A 16,886-nucleotide genomic window follows, 5' to 3' on the forward strand; every position below is an offset into this window, starting at 1 on the left:
ATGAAGAAATATACCGGACATATAAAAAATGGATTGTTTTTAGTTGTGTTAGTGCTGCTGTTCCTGCCGATGCTGCAGTCCAAGTTCAGAATAGTCAACATTCAGCCATTGAAAGGTGCTGTTCAGGCAACGGCCGATCCGTATATTTCCGGAAGCAATTGGTTGTCCGGAGAGTACCAGAGATTGCAGGAACAATATGTAAAAGATAGTTTTGGATTGAGAGAGCCATTTGTCCGGTTGTACAATCAATTGAACTTTTCCATGTACAATCAAACCAATGCGGAAGGAATTGTTATTGGCAAAGAAGGGTATTTGTATGAGGAAGGATATATCAGGGCATATCTGGGATTGGACTTTGTAGGGGAGGATAGTATCCGCAAAAAAGTTGAGCAGTTGAAGGTCATTGCGGATTCCCTGGAGAAAGAAGGTATCGAAGTGGTTGTTCTGCTGGCACCGGGAAAAGGAAGTTTTTACCCGGAATATTTCCCGGAATCTTATAATGGGATTAAGAAAGGCAAGACCAATTTTGAAGTCTATAAAAAATACCTTACCAGTGAAGGAATAAATGTATTTGATGCCCATACCTGGTTTGCAGAAATGAAGCATGGTGTGCATCAACAGAACAAACTGTATTCCAAAACGGGAATTCACTGGAGTAAATACGGAGAGTACCTGGTGGCTGACTCACTGTTGGCTTATTTAACTCAGGTAACGGGGCGTCCTTTTCCCGGGATTGAATTGGACCACATCGAATATACTTCAAAACTCCGGGATACCGATAACGATATCTGGCAGGGGATGAATCTGATCCGGCCGTTAGAGGATTTTAAAATGGCATACCCGGTTTTTCACAGAACGGAAGAAGAACATAACAGAACGCGGGTTGTCACAATTTCAGACAGCTACTTTTGGGGCTTGTACTGGATGGGATTGCCAAAAGATTATTTTGCTGATGGTGAATTCTGGTATTACATGGAGCAACGTTACCCGCAAAGTTTCACAACATCAGCTCTTGTTGACAAAGCGAATTTGGCACGGGAAATAGAGAAAAACAACGTAGTACTGCTTATTTGTACCGAATCCAATCTTCCGCGGTTTGGCTTTGGATTGATTGAATCATTTTTTAAATGATCCCGGCCCTTCATTTTCTCAATATTTTTTTTCTAACTACTTGTTTTGTAAAATTAATGTCATATATTTGCACCCCCCAAAGTGTGTTTGGGGTTATTGTTTATTTATAAAAATTAAGAGTATTTTATGCCAACTATCCAACAATTAGTTCGCAAGGGAAGAACAGCGGTAGTAAAGAAATCAAAGTCTGCCGCACTTGATTCATGTCCACAGCGTAAAGGGGTATGTGTAAGGGTTTACACCACTACTCCTAAGAAGCCGAACTCTGCAATGCGTAAAGTTGCGAGGGTGCGTTTGACCAATGGAAAAGAAGTCAATGCGTATATCGGTGGAGAAGGTCACAATTTGCAGGAGCACTCCTTAGTGCTTGTACGCGGAGGAAGAGTTAAAGACCTTCCGGGGGTACGTTACCACATCGTTCGCGGTGCGGAAGATACTGCAGGAGTAGAAGGAAGAAGACAGCGTCGTTCTAAGTACGGTGCGAAAAGACCTAAACAAAAATAATAGTTAAAGCTGTTAGACAATGAGAAGAAGAAAAGCGAAAAAGATAACCGTCCTTCCTGATCCGCGTTTTCAGGATGCGCAAGTAACAAAGTTTGTGAATAACTTAATGTACGACGGTAAGAAAAGTTTGGCATTCAAGATTTTTTACGATGCGATTGATATCGTAGAAAAGAAAATTGAAGATGTTTCAGGATTGGAGACGTTTAAAAAAGCATTGGAAAATGTTGCTCCTCCTGTGGAAGTTCGTTCACGCCGTGTTGGTGGTGCAACGTTCCAGATTCCTACTCCGGTTCGTGAGTCAAGAAAAAATTCACTGGCAATGAAATGGTTGATCGGATACGCACGTAAGCGTAACGAGAAAACAATGGCTGGTAAATTGGCTTCTGAAATTATTGCTGCATCCAAAGAAGAAGGTGCTGCATACAAGAAAAAAGAAGATACATTAAGAATGGCTGAGGCAAACAAAGCATTCTCACATTTTAGATTTTAATCACCATGGCAAGAGATCTTAAATTTACACGTAACATTGGTATCGCAGCGCACATTGATGCTGGGAAAACTACAACGACAGAGCGTATTTTGTACTACTCTGGGATGAGCCACAAAATTGGTGAGGTACACGATGGTGGTGCTACAACTGACTGGATGGCGCAAGAGCAGGAGAGAGGGATTACAATTACTTCTGCGGCTGTTACAGTTCCATGGAACTACAAAGGAAATACTTACCAGATTAACGTTATTGACACCCCGGGACACGTTGACTTTACAGTTGAGGTGAACCGTTCTTTGCGCGTGTTGGACGGATTGGTGTTCTTGTTCTCTGCTGTTGATGGTGTAGAGCCTCAGTCAGAAACAAACTGGCGTTTGGCTAACAACTACAACGTTCCTCGTTTAGGGTTCGTTAACAAAATGGACCGCCAGGGAGCAGACTTCATGAACGTTGTTCGCCAGGTGAAAGACATGTTGGGAAGTAATTCACTTCCGTTACAGTTGCCTATCGGTGCTGAAGATGATTTTAAAGGAGTGGTTGACTTGATCAACTTCCGTGCGATCGTTTGGAACGAAGAAGACAAAGGAATGACATTTACAGAAATCGAAATTCCTGCTGATTTGTTGGAAGAAGCAACAGAAATGCGTGAACACTTATTGGAGCAAGTTGCAGAATTTGACGACAATTTGATGGAGAAATACTTCGAAGATCCGAATTCAATTACGGAAGCAGAAGTACTGGCTGCATTGCGTCAAGCGGTAATCGCTGGTAAAGTGGTTCCGATGATGTGTGGTTCTTCTTTCAAAAACAAAGGAGTTCAGGCGATGTTGGACAACGTAATGGCATTGTTGCCATCTCCGTTGGATCAGGAAGCAATTACAGGTACAGATCCTAAAACAGGAGACGAAATCAGCCGTAAGCCTTCTTACGATGAGCCGTTCTGTGGATTAGCATTTAAAATTGCAACAGACCCGTTTGTAGGTCGTTTGTGTTTCGTGCGTGCGTACTCAGGAAAATTGCCTGCAGGATCGTATATTTACAACCCGCGTACAAATAACAAAGAGCGTATCTCACGTATCTTCCAGATGCATGCAAACAAACAAAATCAAATTGATGAGTTAGGAGCAGGTGATATCGGAGCGGTTGTAGGATTTAAAGATATCCGTACCGGAGATACTTTGTGTGCGGAAGGTCACGGAATCATTTTGGAATCGATGGACTTCCCGGATCCGGTAATCGGATTGGCAATTGAGCCGAAGACACAAGCTGACCAGGATAAATTAGGTGTTGGTTTGAACAAATTGGCAGAAGAAGATCCTACGTTCCAGGTACGTACAGATGAAGAGACAGGACAAACAATTATCTCAGGAATGGGGGAGTTGCACCTGGATATCATTGTTGACCGTTTGAAGCGTGAGTTTAAAGTGGAAGTGAACCAGGGAGCACCTCAGGTTAGCTACCGTGAGAACATCACTTCTTCTGTTGATCACAGAGAAGTTTACAAAAAACAATCAGGTGGTCGTGGTAAATTTGCGGACATCGTTGTTAAAATTTCTCCTCAGACAAATCCTGAAAAATCCGGATTGGAGTTTATCAATAGTATTAAAGGAGGTAATATCCCTAAAGAATACGTTCCTTCTGTTGAAAAAGGATTTAGAGAATCAATGAAAAACGGTGTATTGGCGGGGTATCCGGTTGATGCGTTTATCGTTGAATTGTTAGATGGATCTTTCCACGCAGTTGACTCGGATTCATTATCATTTGAATTGTGTGCTAAAATGGCTTACAAGGCAGCGATGAAAAAAGCAAACCCTGTATTGTTGGAGCCGATCATGAAATTGGAAGTAGTTACTCCGGAAGAAAACATGGGAGACGTTGTAGGTGACTTGAACCGTCGTCGTGGTGTGATCAGAGGAATGGACGATAGAAACGGAGCAAAAGTTGTAAAAGCAGATGTTCCATTATCTGAAATGTTCGGTTACGTGACTCAATTACGTACTTTGACTTCAGGTCGTGCAAACTCTTCAATGGAGTTCTCACATTACGCAGATGCACCTAAAAATGTTGCTGAAGAAGTAATTGCAAAAGTTAACGGAAAAGTGAACGCATAATACAAGAGTATAATGAGCCAAAAAATTAGAATTAAATTAAAATCATACGATCACAATTTGGTTGACAAATCAGCTGAAAAGATCGTGAAGACAGTTAAAGCTACGGGAGCGGTTGTTAGTGGACCAATTCCGTTGCCGACTCACAAACGTATATACACTGTATTGCGTTCTCCACACGTAAACAAAAAGGCGCGTGAGCAGTTCGAATTGAGCTCTTACAAGCGTTTGTTGGATATCTACAGCTCTTCTTCTAAGACTGTTGATGCCCTGATGCGTTTGGAATTGCCAAGCGGAGTAGACGTTGAGATCAAAGTCTGATCGGTTTTAAATTAGAAAGACATAAAGGCCTAATCCCGGAGTGTTCCGGGATGCCTTTCATTCAAGTAGTAATAATTAAATAAGTAAAGTAATGCCAGGAATTATTGGTAGAAAAGTCGGAATGACTAGCATCTATAGTGCTGAGGGTAAAATTTTACCATGCACAGTGATTGAAGCTGGTCCTTGCGTCGTTACTCAGGTAAAGACACAAGACAGAGATGGTTACGATGCCGTTCAACTTGGATTTGGAGTACGTAAAGAAAAAAACACTCCAAGCGCGTTGAAAGGTCACTTTAAAAAAGCTAACACAGACCCGAAGTCTAAGTTGGTGGAATTTAAAGGTTTCGATAACTTGAATTTAGGAGACGTGGTAACAGCGGAGATCTTCGAAGAAGGTGAGTACGTTGATGTCATCGGAACTTCTAAAGGTAAAGGATTTCAAGGGGTAGTAAAACGCCACGGATTTGGTGGGGTTGGACAATCTACTCACGGTCAGCACAACAGATTGCGTGCACCGGGATCCATCGGAGCAGCTTCTTACCCTGCGAAAGTATTCAAAGGAATGAGAATGGCCGGTCAAATGGGGAACAAACGCATCACTGCTGAAAACCTTCAGGTATTGAAAGTGTTAACTGACAAAAACCTGATCATCGTTAAGGGTTCCGTTCCAGGAGCTAATGGTTCAACCGTAACAATTCAGAAATAATGGAAGTAAAAGTATTTGACGTAAAAGGAAAGGCTACTTCGAAAACTGTTAGCTTGTCTGATGATGTTTTTGGAATTGAGCCAAACGATCACGCAATTTATCTGGACGTGAAGCAACACCTGGCAAATCGTCGTCAGGGAACGCACAAAGCGAAAGAAAGAGCTGAAATTGCAGGATCTACTAGAAAGATTAAAAAGCAAAAAGGAACAGGTGGTGCACGTGCAGGAAGTATCAAATCTGGTACTCGTGTAGGTGGTGGTCGTATCTTCGGACCAAGACCAAGAAACTACCACTTCAAATTGAACGTAAAATTGAAACGATTGGCGCGTAAGTCTGCATTTGCATACAAGGCGAAACAAGATTCAATTATTATTTTGGAAGATTTGAATTTCGATGCAGCAAAAACAAAAGAGTTTAAATCATTGTTGAGCAGCTTGAATTTGGATAACCAAAAAGTATTGTTCATTTTGGGGAACGAAAACGAGAACGTTTACAAATCGTCTCGTAACCTTGAGAGAGTTAAAGTTGTAACTGCTGAGTCTTTCAATACATTTGACGTGTTGAATGCGAAGAAAGTGGTTTTGGCAACAAGTTCAATAGAAGCAATCGAAAAGATTCTAAATTGATTGAAAGATGAAAGCAATTATTAAAAAACCGGTTATTACCGAGAAAGCAACAGGTCAAAGCGAAAAAGCAAACCGTTTTTCATTTGTAGTTGACAGAGCGGCAAATAAACTGGAAATTAAGGATGCTGTCGAGAAATTGTACGGAGTTCAGGTGACTGAAGTGCGCACAATGAATTATGGTGGCGGAAAATCCTCTGTAAAATATACAAACAGAGGTGTCGTTGAGCAACGAAGCAAACAATGGAAAAAAGCTGTTGTTACAGTTGCGGATGGAGAAACGATTGATTTATTTAGTAATTTTTAAGTAGTAAAACGAAATGAGTCTTAAAAAATTCAAGCCTACAACTCCAGGGCAAAGACACAAAATCATCAGCGACTACTCTGAAGTAACTGCAGCAAAGCCTGAAAAGTCTTTGGTAGTAGGAAAGAGCAAGTCTGGTGGTCGTAATCATGACGGTAAAATGACCATGCGCTACATCGGTGGTGGTCACAAACAAAAATACCGTATCATTGATTTCAAAAGAAGTAAGCATGGTGTTCCGGCTACGGTAAAAACGATCGAATACGATCCGAACCGTACAGCCCGTATTGCTTTGCTGTATTATGCAGATGGTGAGAAAGCATACATTATCGCTCCTGAAGGATTGAAAGTAGGAGATACTGTAGTAGCTGGTAAAGATGCAGCACCAAATGTAGGAAATGCACTTTTCTTAAGTGATATTCCGTTAGGAACTGTAATTCATAACATTGAATTAAAACCTGGTAAAGGTGGTGCCATTGCTCGTGGAGCTGGTACTTACGCTCAATTGAACGCGCGTGATGGTCGCTATGCAATTATCAAATTGCCTTCTGGTGAAACCAGAATGATTTTGACAACTTGTCTGGCAACAATCGGTGCAGTATCCAATTCTGAACACAACTTAGCGATCTCCGGTAAAGCAGGTAGAAAGCGTTGGTTAGGCCGTCGTCCACGTGTACGTGGTGTTGTTATGAACCCGGTTGATCACCCGATGGGAGGTGGTGAAGGACGTAACGCAGGAGGTCACCCTAGATCACGTAAAGGTATTCCGGCTAAAGGATACAAAACACGTGCTAGCAAGAAGTATTCAGATAAGTTTATTATCGAAAGAAGAAAAAAATAATTAGGATATGAGTCGTTCGTTGAAAAAACCGCCGTTTGTACACTACAAATTAATCAAGAGAGTGGACGAGGCGCAGGAATCAGGAAGCAAAGCTGTTATCAAAACATGGTCGAGAGCGAGTACAATTACTCCTGACTTTATTGGGTTAACGTTTGCTGTTCATAACGGGAATAAGTTTATTCCTGTATTTGTTACCGAAAACATGGTCGGACACAAGTTGGGCGAATTCGCTCCGACGCGTAATTTCCGTGGCCATGGAGGGAATAAAAAAGATAAGAAAAGATAGAATTTAATATAGCAAAGTCATGGGTGCTAGAAAACAATTAAGAGCAAAACAATTAAAAGCGGAGAAAGCGACAACTGCGATTGCACGTTTGAATGATTCTCCGATCGCTCCGAGAAAGATGAGATTGGTTGCAGATCTTGTAAGGGGAGTAGAAGTAAATAAGGCTCTGAACATATTGCAACACAATTCCAAGGCTGCTTCTGTAAGCCTTGAGAAGCTATTGCGTTCCGCAATCGCAAACTGGGAGCAAAAGAACGAAGGAAAAAGCATTGAAGAAGAAACATTGATCGTGCGCTCAATTGAAGTGAACGGTGGTCCGATGTTGAAGCGAATTCAGGCTGCTCCTCAGGGACGTGCTCATAGAATTAGAAAAAGATCAAACCATGTTACCATTATCGTTGATGGTGTTAAATAAGTAAGAGAATGGGACAAAAAACAAATCCAATAGGAAATAGATTAGGTTTCATCCACGGATGGGAGTCTAATTGGTACGGTGGAGATAACTACAAAGATAAGTTAGTAGAGGACGATAAGATCCGTAAATATCTTCACGCTCGTTTGTCTAGAGCTTCGATCGCTAAAATTATTATTGAGCGTACGTTGAAGCTTGTCACTGTTACTATTAACACTGCAAGACCAGGAGTTATCATCGGTAAAGGTGGGCAAGAGGTTGACAAGCTGAAAGAAGAGTTGAAAAAATTGACGAAGAAAGAAATCCAAATCAACATTTTCGAGGTGAAACGTCCTGAATTGGATGCTCGTTTGGTTGCAGATGGAATCGCTCGTCAGTTGGAAGCTCGTATTTCATTCAGAAGAGCAATTAAAATGGCTATCGCGAGCACGATGCGCATGGGAGCTGAAGGAATCAAAGTGAAGATCTCCGGACGTTTGAATGGCGCAGAAATGGCTCGCTCAGAGATGTACAAGGATGGACGTACTCCGTTACATACGTTCAGAGCAGACATCGATTATGCAATTTCCGAAGCACACACGACTTATGGTCGTTTAGGTATCAAGGTGTGGATATGTAAAGGTGAGGTTTACGGAAAACGCGATTTGTCACCAAATGTTGGGCAAGCTCAATCTTCTGGAAAAACAGGAGGACAGGGAAGAAAACCTGCAGGTGCTAAAAGAAAGAAAAAGTAATTAGGACAGTAAAATTTTAGAAAAATGTTACAGCCAAAAAGAACCAAATTTAGAAAAGCACAGAAGGGAAGAAACCGTGGTCTTGCTCACAGAGGAAGCACCGTAGCATTCGGATCTTTTGCGCTGAAAACTTTGGAACCGGGATGGATCACATCCCGTCAGATCGAAGCTTCCCGTATCGCAGTTACGCGTTACATGAAGCGTGAAGGTAAAGTATGGATCCGTATCTTCCCAGACAAACCAGTTACGTCAAAACCAGCTGAAGTACGTATGGGTAAAGGTAAAGGAGCTCCTAGTCACTGGGTGGCAGTTGTTAAACCGGGACGTATTTTATTTGAAGCGGACGGAGTACCTTACGAAATTGCAAAAGAAGCAATGCGTTTGGCAGCTCAGAAATTACCGGTTAAGTGTAAATTCATCGTCCGTAATGATTTTGTAGTTCCAGAAAAATAGTCGTAAAATGAAGCAGCAAGAAATCACAAAATTATCTCTTGAAGACGTGAAAAACCGTATTGCGGATTTGAACGGACAATTGTCGAAAATCAAGTTAAATCACAAAGTTTCTCCATTGGAAAATCCACTTCAGATTCGCAAGATGAGAAGAACGGTTGCCCAGTTGAAAACTGAGTTAACAAAACGTGAAAAACAAGCTTAATCGCTTGTCATTCAAAAAAATGATTACAATGGAAGAGCGTAATTTAAGAAAAGAACGTATCGGTGTTGTTACAAGCGATAAGATGGACAAATCTATCGTTGTATCCGTTGAAAGAAAAGTAAAACACCCTAAGTATGGTAAGTTTGTCAAAAAAACTACTAAATTTGTGGCCCACGATGAGAAAAATGACTCCAATATCGGAGATACAGTTCGTATCATGGAAACACGTCCTTTGTCAAAAACAAAGAACTGGAGATTAGTAGAAATTGTTGAGCGAGCTAAATAATTTTAAGTAATGATACAGAGTGAATCAAGACTTACAGTAGCAGATAACTCCGGAGCGAAGGAGGTGTTGTGCATCCGTGTATTGGGTGGTACAAAACGTCGTTACGCTTCTGTCGGAGACAAAATCGTAGTTGCTGTTAAGAGCGCAGCGCCCTCTGGAGCCGTTAAAAAGGGAGCGGTTGCCAAGGCAGTAGTAGTAAGAACAAAAAAAGAAGTACGTCGTGCGGACGGTTCTTACATTCGTTTCGATGATAACGCGTGCGTTATCTTGAATCAGGCGGGGGACATGAGAGGAACCCGTATTTTCGGACCAGTTGCTCGTGAGCTACGTGAAAACGATTATATGAAGATCGTTTCATTGGCTCCTGAGGTACTTTAAATGAATGGAAGTCATGCAACAGAAATTACACATTAAAGTAGGTGACACTGTTAAGGTTATTAGCGGTACGTCACGTAATCAGGAAGGAAAAATCCTTGCGATTGACAGAAAGAAATCCCGTGCAATTGTGGAAGGAGTGAACATCGTTAAGAAACACTCTAAGCCAAGCGCACAAGACCCTCAGGGAGGAATCGTGGAGAAAGAAGCAAGTATTCACATTTCAAACCTTATGGTTGTTCACAACGGCGAGGCAACACGCATCGGACGTAAGTTGAACAAAGAAGGAAAATTAGTTCGTTATTCAAAAAAGTCAGGGGAGGAGATTAAATAATGAGTTATACACCACGACTTAAGGAAAAGTATAAAGCAGAGATTATCCCTGCTTTGACTGAACAGTTCGGATACAAGTCTAGTATGCGTGTACCGAAACTGACAAAAATTGTTTTGAGCCAGGGATTGGGTGATGCTGTAGCCGACAAGAAAATTGTTGAAACTGCAGTAGACGAATTATCCAGAATCGCCGGACAAAAAGCAGTATCGACAAATTCCAAAAAGGACATCTCTAACTTTAAGTTGAGAAAAGGAATGCCGATCGGGACAAAAGTAACGTTGAGAGGAGATAATATGTATGATTTCCTGGATCGTTTGATCTCTATCGCACTTCCGAGAACTCGTGACTTCAGAGGGGTGAGCCCGAAAGGATTTGATGGACGCGGAAACTTCAACTATGGAGTGAAAGAACACATCATTTTCCCGGAAATTGATATCGATAAAGTGAACCGCATTTTAGGAATGGATATTACGTTCGTGACAACTGCTGAGACAGACGAAGAAGGTAGAGCATTGTTGGATGCATTCGGATTCCCATTTATAAAAAAATAAGAGATGGCAAAAGAATCAATGAAAGCGCGTGAGCGCAAAAGAGAAAAACTCAACGCACGTTACGCGAAAAGACGTGAGGAATTGGTAAAGGTGTTAAAATCTGCTGATAACTCAGACGAAGTCGGAGCTGCGAAATGGGATGCAATGATGGCATTGCAAAAATTGCCTGCTAACTCTGCAAAAAACAGACAGCACAACCGTTGTGGTCTTACAGGACGTCCAAGAGGTTACATGCGTCAGTTTGGTATTTCACGTGTTACTTTCCGTGAAATGGCATTGGCAGGAAAAATCCCGGGAGTAAAAAAAGCAAGCTGGTAAAAAATATTTTTATATATTTGCAGCCCAATTTTGTATTATTAACTGATTAAAGGTTCGGTATGTCATTTTTATGGCATACCGAAAACCATAATCGCAATTTTTTTTATATGTATACAGATCCAATAGCAGATTATCTGACGCGTATTCGTAACGCAAGTTCTGCTGGCTTGAAAACAGTTGAGATCCCTGCATCTAACACAAAAAAAGCGATCACGCAGATTTTGTTCGACCAGGGGTACATCACCAATTACAAGTTTGAAGATGATTCAAAGCAAGGAATTATTAAAATCGCTTTGAAATACAATCCTTCGACAAAAGTTCCTGCGATCACTAAGATCCAGCGGGCATCAAGACCAGGTCTTCGTAAGTATGCAGGAGCACAAGAGCTTCCACGTGTAATTAACGGACTTGGAATTGCAATTGTTTCTACTTCTCACGGAGTAATTACAGACAAAGAAGCAAGAAAGCAAAACGTAGGTGGAGAAATTCTTTGCTACGTATATTAATCTTTAACAAAAAACAAAAATGTCAAGGATAGGTAAATCCCCAGTTAACATCCCGAGTGGAGTAGACGTAAAGTTTGACGGTAAAGTGATTACTGTTAAAGGTTCCAAAGGAGAATTGACTCAGGTTATCGATACCGATAGCGTGAATTTGTCAATTGAAGACGGAACAGTAACTTTCAGCCGCGCATCAGACGCACCTGCCCATAGAGCAAAACATGGTTTATACCGTGCATTGCTTCAGAATATGGTGGTTGGCGTTTCAGAAGGGTTCAAAAAGGAATTGGAAATCGTAGGGGTTGGATACCGTGCGACAGCAACAGGACAAACACTGGAGCTTGCATTGGGATACTCTCACCCGTATATCTTCGAAATTCCGAAAGAAGTAAAGGTATCTGCAGACACCCAAAAAGGTAAGGCACCAGTGGTAACACTTGAGTCGCACGACAATCAGCTTTTGGGTCAGGTTGCTGCCAAAATTCGTTCCCTTCGTAAGCCAGAACCATACAAAGGAAAAGGTATTAAGTTTGTAGGCGAGGAAATCAGAAGAAAAGCAGGAAAATCTGCAGGTAAAAAATAAAACTTAAGTTATGGCATTTAGTAAATTAAATAGAAGAGCAAAAATCAAACGAAGAATCAGAAAGAAAATTTCTGGTACTTCTATGGTGCCTAGATTGTCAGTTTTTCGTAGTAACAAACAAATCTATGCGCAAGTAATAGATGATACTACAGGAAAGACATTAGTATCCGCATCTTCTTACAACAACAAAGCAGCTGAAAAGAAAAACAAATCTGAGCAAGCTGCAGTAGTAGGAAAAGAAGTTGCAGAAAAAGCAGTAAAAGCCGGAATCGAGAGCGTTGTGTTTGACCGCAACGGATACTTGTACCACGGGAGAGTTAAATCATTAGCTGACTCAGCAAGAGAAGGCGGTTTAAAATTTTAAGAAATGGCGACACAAGCAGTAAACAAAGTAAAATCTTCGGATATAGAGCTTAAAGATAAGTTGGTGGCCGTAAACCGCGTTACGAAAGTTACAAAAGGAGGACGTACATTCTCTTTTTCAGCAATCGTTGTAGTTGGTGATGAAAACGGAATCGTTGGTCATGGCTTAGGAAAAGCAAAAGAAGTTACAGAAGCAATCACAAAAGGGATTGACGATGCGAAAAAGAACCTGATCAAAGTTCCGATTTTGAAAGGGACAGTTCCACATCCTCAAAAAGGAAAATTCGGTGGTGCCAGCGTATTGTTGAAACCAGCTTCTGAAGGTACGGGAGTAATCGCAGGTGGTGCGATGCGTTCAGTGCTGGAAAGTGTAGGTATACACAATGTATTAGCGAAATCTCAGGGCTCATCAAACCCGCATAACGTAGTGAAAGCAACAATCGATGCATTGTCTCAAATGAGAGATGCGGTATCTGTTGCAAGACAGCGTGGTATTTCGTTGGATAAAGTATTTAATGGTTAATAGAGACAAAGACATGGCTACAATTAAAATTAAGCAGGTAAGAAGCGCTATTAATCGTCCGGCGGTACAAAAAGCTACGATAAAAGCGTTAGGATTGAGAAAGTTGAATCAAGTAATTGAAAAAGAAGCAACTCCTCAAATCTTGGGAATGGTTAAAAAAGTTCAACACTTAATTGAAGTTGTTGAGTAACTTAAAAAAACGATTTGATATGAGCACTTTACATAATTTAACTCCTGCGAAAGGATCTGTTAAGGACAGAAAAAGAATCGCAAGAGGTCAAGGGTCCGGATACGGTGGAACATCTACACGTGGACACAAAGGAGCGAAATCCAGATCAGGGTATAGCAAGAAAATCGGATTCGAAGGAGGTCAGATGCCACTTCAAAGACGTGTACCTAAATTTGGTTTCAAAAATATAAACAGAGTAGAATACAAAGCAATCAATTTGGATATCATCCAGTCACTGATTGACCGTAAGAACGTAACGGAAATCACTCCTGAAGTTCTGCGCGAAAACGGACTGGTATCCAGAAATGAATTGGTAAAAGTTCTAGGAAGAGGTGAGTTAACTGCAAAGATTAATGTAACTGCACACAAATTTTCAGCGTCTGCAAAAGAAGCAATTGAAAATAAAGGTGGGAATTGTTCAGAAATCTAATTAACTTTGCCAACATTTTTATAAAATGAAGCGTTTTATACAGAACATAAAAAACATCTGGAAAGTGGAAGAGTTGAGAAAGCGAATTCTCTTAACTCTTTCGCTTATTTTGATTTACCGTTTGGGGTCATTCATTATTATTCCGGGTGTAAATTATACTGCGTTAGCACAGGCTAACCAAGCTGGTTCAGCAAATGTACTGGAAGATTTACTTTCTCTCTTCTCGGGAGGAGGGTTTACCAATGCCTCTATTATGGCACTGGGGATCATGCCTTACATTAGTGCATCGATCATTATGCAACTCTTGGGGATGGCAGTTCCTGCCGTTCAGAAGATGCAGAATGAAGGTGAATCAGGTAGAAAACGTATCAACAACTACACACGAATTCTAACAATCGGAATCTGTGCTTTACAGGCTCCGAGTTATCTGGCTCTTTACGTTAAAAGTAAAGGAGCGATGCCTGCGGATGAAACTACTTTGTGGTGGGTTCAGACGATCCTGGTGTTGGTTGCAGGTGCAATGTTTGCTGTGTGGTTGGGTGAGCGTATTACTGAGAAAGGAATCGGTAACGGTATCTCGTTGTTGATTACTGTCGGAATCCTTGCTCGTTTGCCGCAATCGTTTATCTCCGAAGTTGGTATCAACGAAGGAAACCTGATTAAAATCGTTCTTGAAATCGTAGCGTTCATGGTGGTTGTAATGGCAACTATTTTCATTGTACAGGGAGTTCGAAAAATTCCGTTAAACACAGCGAAAAGAGTTGTTGGATCCCGATCTGTTGAAGATGCACAGGGAGCACGCAACTACTTGCCGATTAAAGTAAATGCTTCGGGAGTAATGCCGATCATTTTCGCACAGGCAATCGTTACCATTCCAATGATGTTATTTGCTTCCAACACGGAAACACCAAGTAAATTGCAAACAGCAATGAGCGATCCGTACGGATTGTGGTACAACGTGATTCTGGCGGTATTGATCATCGTATTTACGTATTTCTATACGGCGATCATGATCAACCCGAAGAAAATTGCCGATGATTTAAAGAGAAGTGGTGGATTCATCCCGGGAGTAAGACCAGGTGAAGAAACAGCTGATTACATCGATTCATTGGTGTCGCGTATCACATTCCCGGGATCATTATTCCTGGCGGCGATTGCAATTATTCCTGCAATTGCTTCTTTGGCCGGTGTAAACGGTCAGTTCGCAATGTTCTTTGGTGGAACTTCTATCCTGATCATGGTCGGTGTTGTATTGGATACATTGCAACAAATCGAATCGTACTTGTTGAACCGCCATATGGATGGATTGATGGAAGGTACACGTGTGAAAGGTAGAAGGTCTGCAAACGAATTATCCGGATTTTAAGATATGGCGAAGCAGACATCAATTGAACAGGATGGAACAATCATCGAAGCATTGTCAAATGCGATGTTCCGTGTCGAGTTGGAAAACGGTCACGTGATTACAGCTCACATTTCAGGTAAAATGCGCATGTTTTACATCAAAATTTTACCTGGAGACAGAGTGAAAGTGGAAATGTCTCCTTATGATTTGACAAAGGGGCGAATCTCTTTCAGATATAAATAAAAGTAGAAGCTCAAAATATTAAAAAATTAGGAAAATGAAAGTTAGAGCATCAGTAAAAAAACGTACTGCAGATTGCAAGATCGTTAAAAGAAAAGGTAGAGTTTACGTGATTAATAAAAAGAATCCGAAACTTAAACAAAGACAAGGATAATTATAGAAGATTATGGCACGTATTGCAGGTATAGATTTACCAAAAAACAAAAGAGGTGTAATTGGATTAACTTACATCTTTGGTATCGGAAGAAGTACAGCTTCTCAAATTTTGAAAGATAACAACATCGATGAAAACATCAAAGTATCTGAGTGGAATGACGATCAGATCGGTTTGATTCGTGAAGCAATCAACGCGATTAAAGTGGAAGGAGCATTGCGTTCTGAGATCCAGTTGAACATTAAGCGTTTGATGGACATCGGGTGCAACAGAGGAATTCGTCACCGTGCAGGTCTTCCGTTGAGAGGACAACGTACTAAGAACAACTCCCGTACACGTAAAGGAAGAAGAAAAACGGTTGCAAACAAGAAAAAATAATTAGATTTTTTCTGTACCTGTTTTTAAGTTTAATAAAAAACAATAGCTAGTTAAAATGGCAAAGTCGAATCAAAAAAAGAAGAAGAACGTCAAAGTAGATGCATCGGGCGAAGCGCATATCCAAGCTACCTTCAACAATGTTATTATTTCTTTGACTAACGGAGCTGGTCAGGTTATTTCCTGGTCTTCTGCCGGTAAAATGGGCTTCAGAGGTTCTAAAAAGAACACTCCTTATGCTGCATTGGTTGCTGCTGAGGATGCTGCAAAAGAAGCACATGACTTCGGATTACGTCGCGTGAAAGTGTATGTGAAAGGACCAGGAGCAGGTCGCGAGTCTGCAATTCGTTCTATTCACAACTCTGGTATCGAAGTAACTGAGATCATTGATGTAACTCCATTACCGCACAACGGTTGTCGTCCACCGAAAAGACGTCGCGTATAGTAAATTAATAACGAGAAAAGGATTCATGTCGTCGAAGGAAAGCCTTAATTCACGATACCTTTTCATAAATAAATAGTAAAATGGCAAGATATACAGGTCCAAAATCAAAAATTGCACGTCGTTTCCGTGATCCGATCTTCGGTCCGGACAAGGCGTTGGAAAGACGCGCTTACGGTCCGGGACAACACGGTCCGAACAAGCGTCGCGGAGGAAAACAATCTGAATACGCTATTCAGTTGGGTGAAAAACAAAAAGCAAAATACACATATGGTATTTTGGAGCGTCAGTTCTCTAACATGTACAAAAAAGCGAATGCGAAACCAGGAATTACCGGTGAAATTTTGTTACAATTGTGTGAGATGCGTTTGGATAACACAGTTTACCGTTTTGGTGTAGCGCCTTCAAGAAGAGCGGCTCGTCAGTTGGTAACACACAAGCACATCACTGTAAACGGTGAGATTGTTAATGTTCCCTCGTACCAGTTGAAACCTGGAGATGTAGTTGGGGTAAGAGAAAAATCCAAGTCATTGGAAACAATTACAGGAACACTTTCTTCCAACGGAAAAAAATACGATTGGTTGGCATGGGATAATGCAACAATGACAGGAACGTTATTAGCTGTTCCTGCTCGTGAAATGATCCCTGAGAACATCAAAGAGCAATTAATCGTCGAATTGTATTCGAAGTAATAACGTATAAATTAACCATTGAATCGCAGCT

The 16,886-nt window shown here is 41.1% G+C and carries 31 protein-coding genes; all 31 read left to right on the forward strand.

From position 1 onward, the window contains the following. The 31 genes from H9Y05_RS03850 (at position 1) to rpsD (ending at position 16,855) form a co-directional block, all read left to right on the forward strand. Positions 1 to 1,131, forward strand: a complete 1,131-nt coding sequence (locus H9Y05_RS03850) for an alginate O-acetyltransferase AlgX-related protein (protein ID WP_216713562.1) — start codon at positions 1 to 3, stop codon at positions 1,129 to 1,131. 126 nt (positions 1,132 to 1,257) lie between these two features. Further along, a complete protein-coding gene (gene rpsL, locus H9Y05_RS03855) occupies positions 1,258 to 1,635 on the forward strand; it encodes a 30S ribosomal protein S12 (RefSeq protein ID WP_163490954.1) in 378 nt (125 codons plus the stop codon). Between the two features lie 19 nt (positions 1,636 to 1,654). Continuing rightward, on the forward strand, positions 1,655 to 2,125 hold the full coding sequence (gene rpsG, locus H9Y05_RS03860; RefSeq protein ID WP_163490953.1) for a 30S ribosomal protein S7: 471 nt from the start codon (positions 1,655 to 1,657) through the stop codon (positions 2,123 to 2,125). A 5-nt stretch (positions 2,126 to 2,130) separates the two neighbouring features. Continuing rightward, entirely contained in the window at positions 2,131 to 4,236 is a 2,106-nt protein-coding gene (gene fusA, locus H9Y05_RS03865; RefSeq protein WP_163490952.1) for an elongation factor G, read from the forward strand. Between the two features lie 12 nt (positions 4,237 to 4,248). Next, positions 4,249 to 4,554 (forward strand): 30S ribosomal protein S10, encoded by a 306-nt coding sequence (rpsJ, locus tag H9Y05_RS03870; RefSeq protein ID WP_163490951.1) that lies wholly within the window; start codon positions 4,249 to 4,251, stop codon positions 4,552 to 4,554. 91 nt (positions 4,555 to 4,645) lie between these two features. Next, positions 4,646 to 5,260 carry a 50S ribosomal protein L3 gene (rplC, locus tag H9Y05_RS03875; protein WP_163490950.1) on the forward strand — a complete coding sequence of 205 codons (615 nt, stop codon included), beginning with the start codon at positions 4,646 to 4,648 and terminating at the stop codon, positions 5,258 to 5,260. Beyond that, entirely contained in the window at positions 5,260 to 5,886 is a 627-nt protein-coding gene (rplD, locus tag H9Y05_RS03880) for a 50S ribosomal protein L4 (protein WP_163490949.1), read from the forward strand. The genes rplC and rplD overlap by 1 nt, the downstream gene beginning before the upstream one ends. Before the next feature lie 7 nt (positions 5,887 to 5,893). Continuing rightward, a complete protein-coding gene (rplW, locus tag H9Y05_RS03885; protein ID WP_163490948.1) occupies positions 5,894 to 6,190 on the forward strand; it encodes a 50S ribosomal protein L23 in 297 nt (98 codons plus the stop codon). 13 nt (positions 6,191 to 6,203) lie between these two features. After that, positions 6,204 to 7,028, forward strand: coding sequence for a 50S ribosomal protein L2 (rplB, locus tag H9Y05_RS03890; RefSeq protein ID WP_163490947.1), 825 nt, complete (start codon positions 6,204 to 6,206; stop codon positions 7,026 to 7,028). Positions 7,029 to 7,035: 7 nt separating this feature from the next. Next, positions 7,036 to 7,314, forward strand: a complete 279-nt coding sequence (rpsS, locus tag H9Y05_RS03895) for a 30S ribosomal protein S19 (RefSeq protein WP_163490946.1) — start codon at positions 7,036 to 7,038, stop codon at positions 7,312 to 7,314. Between the two features lie 19 nt (positions 7,315 to 7,333). Then, the gene (gene rplV / locus H9Y05_RS03900) at positions 7,334 to 7,729 is read left to right on the forward strand and encodes a 50S ribosomal protein L22 (RefSeq protein ID WP_163490945.1); all 396 of its coding nucleotides are present in this window, start codon (positions 7,334 to 7,336) and stop codon (positions 7,727 to 7,729) included. Positions 7,730 to 7,737: 8 nt separating this feature from the next. Further along, the gene (gene rpsC, locus H9Y05_RS03905; protein WP_163490944.1) at positions 7,738 to 8,460 is read left to right on the forward strand and encodes a 30S ribosomal protein S3; all 723 of its coding nucleotides are present in this window, start codon (positions 7,738 to 7,740) and stop codon (positions 8,458 to 8,460) included. Positions 8,461 to 8,484: 24 nt separating this feature from the next. After that, positions 8,485 to 8,913 carry a 50S ribosomal protein L16 gene (gene rplP, locus H9Y05_RS03910; RefSeq protein ID WP_163490943.1) on the forward strand — a complete coding sequence of 143 codons (429 nt, stop codon included), beginning with the start codon at positions 8,485 to 8,487 and terminating at the stop codon, positions 8,911 to 8,913. 7 nt (positions 8,914 to 8,920) lie between these two features. Beyond that, entirely contained in the window at positions 8,921 to 9,115 is a 195-nt protein-coding gene (gene rpmC / locus H9Y05_RS03915; protein WP_163490942.1) for a 50S ribosomal protein L29, read from the forward strand. Positions 9,116 to 9,143: 28 nt separating this feature from the next. Further along, positions 9,144 to 9,401 (forward strand): 30S ribosomal protein S17, encoded by a 258-nt coding sequence (gene rpsQ, locus H9Y05_RS03920; RefSeq protein ID WP_163490941.1) that lies wholly within the window; start codon positions 9,144 to 9,146, stop codon positions 9,399 to 9,401. Between the two features lie 9 nt (positions 9,402 to 9,410). Further along, the gene (rplN, locus tag H9Y05_RS03925; RefSeq protein WP_163490940.1) at positions 9,411 to 9,779 is read left to right on the forward strand and encodes a 50S ribosomal protein L14; all 369 of its coding nucleotides are present in this window, start codon (positions 9,411 to 9,413) and stop codon (positions 9,777 to 9,779) included. 13 nt (positions 9,780 to 9,792) lie between these two features. After that, positions 9,793 to 10,110: a 50S ribosomal protein L24 gene (gene rplX, locus H9Y05_RS03930; protein WP_163490939.1), complete on the forward strand. Its 318-nt coding sequence runs from the start codon at positions 9,793 to 9,795 to the stop codon at positions 10,108 to 10,110. After that, complete coding sequence (gene rplE, locus H9Y05_RS03935) at positions 10,110 to 10,661, forward strand: 50S ribosomal protein L5 (RefSeq protein ID WP_163490938.1); 552 nt, start codon at positions 10,110 to 10,112, stop codon at positions 10,659 to 10,661. Before rplX ends, rplE begins: the two co-directional genes overlap by 1 nt. 3 nt (positions 10,662 to 10,664) lie before the next feature. After that, a complete protein-coding gene (gene rpsN / locus H9Y05_RS03940) occupies positions 10,665 to 10,979 on the forward strand; it encodes a 30S ribosomal protein S14 (RefSeq protein ID WP_163490937.1) in 315 nt (104 codons plus the stop codon). 107 nt (positions 10,980 to 11,086) lie between these two features. Further along, positions 11,087 to 11,485 carry a 30S ribosomal protein S8 gene (gene rpsH, locus H9Y05_RS03945; protein ID WP_163490936.1) on the forward strand — a complete coding sequence of 133 codons (399 nt, stop codon included), beginning with the start codon at positions 11,087 to 11,089 and terminating at the stop codon, positions 11,483 to 11,485. Between the two features lie 19 nt (positions 11,486 to 11,504). Further along, positions 11,505 to 12,062 (forward strand): 50S ribosomal protein L6, encoded by a 558-nt coding sequence (gene rplF / locus H9Y05_RS03950; protein WP_163490935.1) that lies wholly within the window; start codon positions 11,505 to 11,507, stop codon positions 12,060 to 12,062. 10 nt (positions 12,063 to 12,072) lie between these two features. After that, positions 12,073 to 12,426, forward strand: coding sequence for a 50S ribosomal protein L18 (gene rplR, locus H9Y05_RS03955; RefSeq protein ID WP_163490934.1), 354 nt, complete (start codon positions 12,073 to 12,075; stop codon positions 12,424 to 12,426). 3 nt (positions 12,427 to 12,429) lie between these two features. After that, positions 12,430 to 12,948, forward strand: coding sequence for a 30S ribosomal protein S5 (rpsE, locus tag H9Y05_RS03960; protein WP_163490933.1), 519 nt, complete (start codon positions 12,430 to 12,432; stop codon positions 12,946 to 12,948). 13 nt (positions 12,949 to 12,961) lie between these two features. Next, positions 12,962 to 13,138, forward strand: a complete 177-nt coding sequence (gene rpmD / locus H9Y05_RS03965) for a 50S ribosomal protein L30 (RefSeq protein WP_163490932.1) — start codon at positions 12,962 to 12,964, stop codon at positions 13,136 to 13,138. Positions 13,139 to 13,157: 19 nt separating this feature from the next. After that, positions 13,158 to 13,607: a 50S ribosomal protein L15 gene (gene rplO / locus H9Y05_RS03970; protein ID WP_163490931.1), complete on the forward strand. Its 450-nt coding sequence runs from the start codon at positions 13,158 to 13,160 to the stop codon at positions 13,605 to 13,607. A gap of 25 nt (positions 13,608 to 13,632) precedes the next feature. Further along, complete coding sequence (secY, locus tag H9Y05_RS03975) at positions 13,633 to 14,973, forward strand: preprotein translocase subunit SecY (protein ID WP_163490930.1); 1,341 nt, start codon at positions 13,633 to 13,635, stop codon at positions 14,971 to 14,973. A gap of 3 nt (positions 14,974 to 14,976) precedes the next feature. After that, positions 14,977 to 15,195, forward strand: a complete 219-nt coding sequence (infA, locus tag H9Y05_RS03980; RefSeq protein ID WP_163490929.1) for a translation initiation factor IF-1 — start codon at positions 14,977 to 14,979, stop codon at positions 15,193 to 15,195. A 34-nt stretch (positions 15,196 to 15,229) separates the two neighbouring features. Continuing rightward, the gene (gene rpmJ / locus H9Y05_RS03985) at positions 15,230 to 15,346 is read left to right on the forward strand and encodes a 50S ribosomal protein L36 (protein WP_124744438.1); all 117 of its coding nucleotides are present in this window, start codon (positions 15,230 to 15,232) and stop codon (positions 15,344 to 15,346) included. Positions 15,347 to 15,358: 12 nt separating this feature from the next. After that, on the forward strand, positions 15,359 to 15,724 hold the full coding sequence (gene rpsM, locus H9Y05_RS03990; RefSeq protein WP_163490928.1) for a 30S ribosomal protein S13: 366 nt from the start codon (positions 15,359 to 15,361) through the stop codon (positions 15,722 to 15,724). A gap of 55 nt (positions 15,725 to 15,779) precedes the next feature. Further along, the gene (gene rpsK / locus H9Y05_RS03995; RefSeq protein ID WP_163490927.1) at positions 15,780 to 16,166 is read left to right on the forward strand and encodes a 30S ribosomal protein S11; all 387 of its coding nucleotides are present in this window, start codon (positions 15,780 to 15,782) and stop codon (positions 16,164 to 16,166) included. Between the two features lie 80 nt (positions 16,167 to 16,246). Continuing rightward, entirely contained in the window at positions 16,247 to 16,855 is a 609-nt protein-coding gene (gene rpsD, locus H9Y05_RS04000; RefSeq protein ID WP_163490926.1) for a 30S ribosomal protein S4, read from the forward strand. Positions 16,856 to 16,886: the final 31 nt, after the last annotated feature.

Source organism: Taishania pollutisoli (assembly GCF_014518315.1).
Classification (GTDB): Bacteria; Bacteroidota; Bacteroidia; order Flavobacteriales_D; family Crocinitomicaceae; genus Taishania; species Taishania pollutisoli.